Here is a 4,932-nt window from a genome sequence, read left to right on the forward strand (position 1 = left end):
TCACAGAGCGTGAGGATGGGCTCTGGGTCAAAGAAAATCTTATAACTGACATACCACTACATATCAGTAACAGCGAAGCTATTAGGCTACTTTTCTTCCAAATCAGTGACGATCTTAATGTATTGCGTTCATGGGCCGAGGAGCAAAGAGCACTGCTCGTCGACAACAACACCTATAGGAAACTTCTGGCCTCTAATGGGTTATCACTAGCCAACATTAAGTGGATCCCACAAGAGATAGCCACAAAAGAAAATATCTGCGCCACCTTTGAAGATATTTCTTACGACACCGACATGCCAAAACTACTGCGCAAACTCAACAAGAAAAACGATTCCACCATCTCACTCAGAGAGTTCACATATTCATTAGGAATACCTAGCACACTAGCTCTCTACCCCTTTCAGTGCCTACTCATCCTCGAGCACCCAAACATTACGCCTGGCTTCCTTAAAGACTTTAAATTATATGACAAACCTAACAAGCCTCCTACTGGTTTTTTCTATGAAGACGGCGCCTATCACTTAGGCAATCAAGATCAAGTGGAATATCTATCTGGAGTCAAAGCAAGGCGAGGAGCTAGCAACGCCAGGCAGACATTTCCAATCACACAAAAAGCAGCGACGTTGATAAACGAGATTATCGAGCTAACCGCTCACGCACGCGAATATCTTAAAAAGAAAGGCGATCCCAATTGGAAATACTTGTTTCTAGGTAGTGAAATCGGCGCATGCCCTCCGTCAAGATCGGGTTTTGCGCAATGGAATGCATCTGGAAGCGATGTATACACGACAGAAATAATGGCTCAATTTAAGCGGCATACACCTAAACGGGGCGCCTCACTCAAAACCTTTATCCATAGAATTTCACTGACTACGGTTCGATCATCCAGATGTATAGAGGAATACATTGCAACAGCTGACTCAAAATATGCTGCAGAGCTATTAGGGCACAAGACAGAACAAGCGAGTTTACTCGAGAGCTATATACCTGCGCCTGTCGTGGCTTATATCGAAACTCTGAATCGCCCCTGGTTTCCTAGACACTCTCCAAGCTCAGAAAATAGCGTTTCTCATACTCTACTGGCGACAGCTGCATAGCACTGCTGTGTCGACGCTTGGGATTATAGAACATCTCGATGTAATCGAAAATATCACTTCGGGCTTCGTCACGCGTTGCGTAGATCTTTCGTCGGATTCGCTCCCGCTTCAAAAGCTGGAAAAAGCTCTCGGCTACGGCATTGTCGTGGCAGTTTCCCCTTCGGCTCATGCTACTGATCACATTGTTGGCTTTCAGGAAGCTTTGCCAATCTGAGCTACTGAATTGACTGCCTTGGTCTGAGTGAATCATCACTTGCTGCTGTGGCTTGCGTCGCCACACGGCCATCAGCATGGCGTCGATGGCTAGGTCGCTGCTCATCCTGGGCTTCATTGACCAACCATTGACTTGGCGAGAGAACAGATCCAACACTACCGCCAGGTACAGCCACCCTTCATAGGTGCGGATGTAGGTGATATCGGTCACCCAGACCTTATTCGGCTCACTGACCTTGAACTGCCGGGCCAGATGGTTGGGCGATGCCACTGTTGGTTTTCCGCCATAAAACCCAGGACGACGGCGATAGCCCGTTTGCGAACGCAGCCCCTCTGCCTGCATCAAGCGACCGACTCGATTTCGCCCACAGATCTCTCCCAGCTCTCGAAGGTCATCGTGAATCTTGCGATAGCCATACACGCCTCCGCTTTCTAACCAGGCATGCTTGATCAAGCCAAGCAGGCGTTGATCTTCTTTGGCTCGGGCAGATTGAGGCTCGGCCAACCAAGCGTAGTAGCCGCTGGGATGCACCTTGAGGGTTTGGCAAAGGCGACGAACTGGGTAATCCGTCGAGTGCTTGTTGATGAAGGCGTACTTCAGCCGCACTCCTTGGCAAAGTACGCGGCGGCCTTCTTTAAGATGTCTCGCTCTTCCGTCACGCGCTTGAGTTCAGCACGCAGCTTGCGCAGTTCGGCTTGCTGGTCATCGTCTTGCTGACGCTGCTCTTGGGGTTTGCTGTAGAGCTTGATCCAGGCGTAGAGACTGTGAACGGACATGCCCAGACGCTGGGCAACATCGGCGACAGGCTTGCCTTTCTCGGTCACTTGCTTGACCGCTTCGATCTTGAATTCTTCAGGGTAACGCTGACGACTCATGGCACCTCCTATTTGGGCCTCATTATGAGGCTTGGAGGTGTCTACGAAACCAGGGGCGATTCACTCGAGGCGTTCGCACTCTCCAGAAAGCCATTATATGTCACGCCCTGGCAGATAGCGCATTTTTATTAGTCAGCACCAACTTCGACAGCATTGAAATACTCGATGCATTCTTAAAAAATCACGTATCCACTGAATTGCCTGCAGCACTGAGCGACCCAGACGGACTAGAAGAAAAAGAAATTTCGGATCTGTAAACTGAATTAATTGTAAGAATTGGTGTAGGCACCCTCTCGACTCTTCTTTCAATTTCCAAAGCTGTAAAAGATTCGCAGAGGCAAAACGAAATCTCCGAAATCGCGAAATATTGGGCCCGCATGACTGAACTTATCACCAAAGAAATCGAAAACCTTTATGACCCACTTCTCAAGGAGCACCTGGCTAAAGCGATAGAAGCATCAGACGCATCCCGAGTGGAGAAACTTATTTATGAAGCTTCAATCTGAGCTCGATTTCATCCAACACTTGGACGTGGATTTGAAAGCTGTACTGAGGAGACCACAATGGCTCTTTTCCGACTTCGATGCACCTGTATGGGAAGTATCGCTTGAATACAAGAAACCCTTCCCCATCGACTGGCAGGTCATGATTGGCGATCATCTATTGACCGCACCACAAAACAAAGAACTTTTCGAATCGTTTAGATACTTCCTAGTCTGCTCAGTTGATGGCACCAACGGACAATCCAAAACAAGTATAGACGAGAAAAGAAAGAGCTTCTCAGAAGCCCTTACCATAATTGACTATTTTATTATGCACGCCGACACACTTGAATTGGAAGCCTGCGGCCTAAGCGGAATTACTGCATCCAATTTATCAACACTGCTTTACCAATACTCTACTCACCCCTTCTCTTCGGAGTCGATTTACGAGTACACAAAGCAGGCCGCAGTACACATTACAGCAATTACAGCAGAAACTGACCCCAAGCATATAGCAAGAGTAATGGTGCGCTACCCCTCAATCGAAGACCTTAGGGATGGTGACGATTCCGCCCCTCCTGAATTTCTCGACTCCAGTTTAGTTCCTTACATAAGGGCGGCACTTTTTTCTCATGGCTACTATCGCGGAAGTCCAGGAGAAGGCTTTCATCTAAACGGCAAGACCATAAGCGACCTGATATATAAAGGTACTCTGGCCGGCTCTAGAATAAAGCCCCGCCTCCACTGGATGTCCTTTTTTCCGTACGAGCAAAGCTACACAAGAGAACTCCCAATGGTTCCAGTGAGATTCTCTGGGAATGGAGTAATATCCGAACCCAACCTAAGATCATTTCGCAGCACTCTATACAGACTGGGTGCACTACATCGTCTCAACTTAACAGCCCCTCAGCCGCATGACCTAGAAAGCATCCTCAAGTTAGAGATACCTACTGCAGATGACAAATGTTATCGATCGGTACCTTCCAAAATCATACTCGATCAATTCAAGAATTGCGTGGAGTTTCATTTCAAGTACGGAAGAATAATTATTGACGGCTTCTGCCGTGTCGCAGCGTACAGCAAGGCAAACTCCGTACCAATGCACCAAATCGGCGATCAGACCCTTCAAAAAATTATTGGCCCCGAGCTTCTTAAACTTGGCGTAAAAACGCTGGGCTTATCATGCAAACGACTGAAGAAAAATAAAAACAAACCTCCGAAAACTGAGTATTACGCAAAGCTGCGCCAAAACGAAGGATTAATTGAGCTAGTGCAAATATATATTGGCTGCGCTCAGTTCGTCACCGGCACGCTAATGGCCAGGAGGCATAGAGAATTAAGCGGCCTTCCCCTACAGAAGTGCTTAGACGTAACGAAAGAGTGGTTAATCCTAGACCTTGAAAAAACCTCTAAAGGCTTGCATGGAGTTAGAGACACAGAGGGCAGGCCAATAGATCCGCTCCCCGTCGCAATGATACGAATGCTCACCAGAATGCAGCGCCTGCTTAAGCGATTCAACTTTATCGACGAGTACAAGCCATTATTTGCCACACCCAGCACATTGGGATATCGAGGTCTCATTCAGTGGGATGAAGGTTGGAATCGTAACATTGACATTATGTCAGACTATTTCCAAACTCCCTTCGATAAAAATGGCCACCGCTACTACATAAGACAGCATCAACTGAGAAGATTTTTCGCCCTTATGTTTTTCCATACATATGGAACCGGCGGACTAAATGCTATTCGCTGGATGCTGGGACATAGGGATATAGAACACGTCTACAGATACATCCGATCAATCGTCGACGCTCCGTCTTTGCGCGGCGCCCTCACGCAGTTCGCTTTAGAGGACATGGCGAAAGGCCGCCTAGAAAACTACGAAGTACTGGCAGATTTACTTGAGTCGAAATTTGGCACAGCCACATACGGCCTTTATGACGAAGTTGAGGCTGACATCTACATCCAGTCCAGAGTAAAGAACGGGGATGTAATTATCGAACCTGTATTCTTCACAGATGAAAACGGGCAGCAAATGCAAGTCATCGTCCGAGCCACCAACAAAGGCCATTAACATAATCCACCAGGCTTAAGAATATGCGCCCTTCCAAGAACAAATCCCAGCAAGTCGCCGACTCAATAAACGCAAAGATTAAATTACTTGAACTAATTCACCAGCGACCTAGAGATTTCTCATCCAATGAAGAGATAATAAAATGCCTCAAGAACCAAGTTACATTCGCGTCACTTGAATTAGAGTTTAC

The 4,932-nt window shown here is 47.2% G+C and carries 3 protein-coding genes; 2 read left to right on the forward strand and 1 reads right to left on the reverse strand.

Annotated features, from left to right (window positions below; all coding sequences use genetic code 11):
- A partial coding sequence (locus tag ACK59H_RS22640; RefSeq protein WP_409264954.1) for a hypothetical protein occupies nt 1–1,097 on the forward strand: 1,097 nt, incomplete at its 5' end.
- On the opposite strand, the gene ACK59H_RS22645 is transcribed toward ACK59H_RS22640, so the two are convergent.
- Nucleotides 1,036–2,186 (reverse strand): IS3 family transposase gene (locus tag ACK59H_RS22645; RefSeq protein ID WP_155500245.1). Its coding sequence is split into 2 segments (ribosomal slippage): nt 1,036–1,952 and nt 1,952–2,186, totalling 1,152 coding nucleotides; the frame shifts between segments, so codons are not numbered across the junction. The two genes, ACK59H_RS22640 and ACK59H_RS22645, sit on opposite strands and share 62 nt — an antisense overlap.
- Nucleotides 2,187–2,675: 489 nt before the next feature.
- Between ACK59H_RS22645 and ACK59H_RS22650 the strand changes: the two genes are divergently transcribed.
- A complete protein-coding gene (locus tag ACK59H_RS22650; RefSeq protein ID WP_409264955.1) occupies nt 2,676–4,742 on the forward strand; it encodes a hypothetical protein in 2,067 nt (688 codons plus the stop codon).
- Nucleotides 4,743–4,932: the final 190 nt, after the last annotated feature.

Origin of the sequence: Pseudomonas sp. KCJK9000 (genome assembly GCF_046230725.1) — a bacterium.
Lineage (GTDB): Bacteria > Pseudomonadota > Gammaproteobacteria > Pseudomonadales > Pseudomonadaceae > Aquipseudomonas > Aquipseudomonas promysalinigenes.

Excerpts from the sequence above, each read along its gene's own strand:
- ACK59H_RS22650 (WP_409264955.1), top strand. The coding sequence starts at position 2,676 with ATGAAGCTTCAATCTGAGCTCGATTTCATCCAACACTTGGACGTGGAT.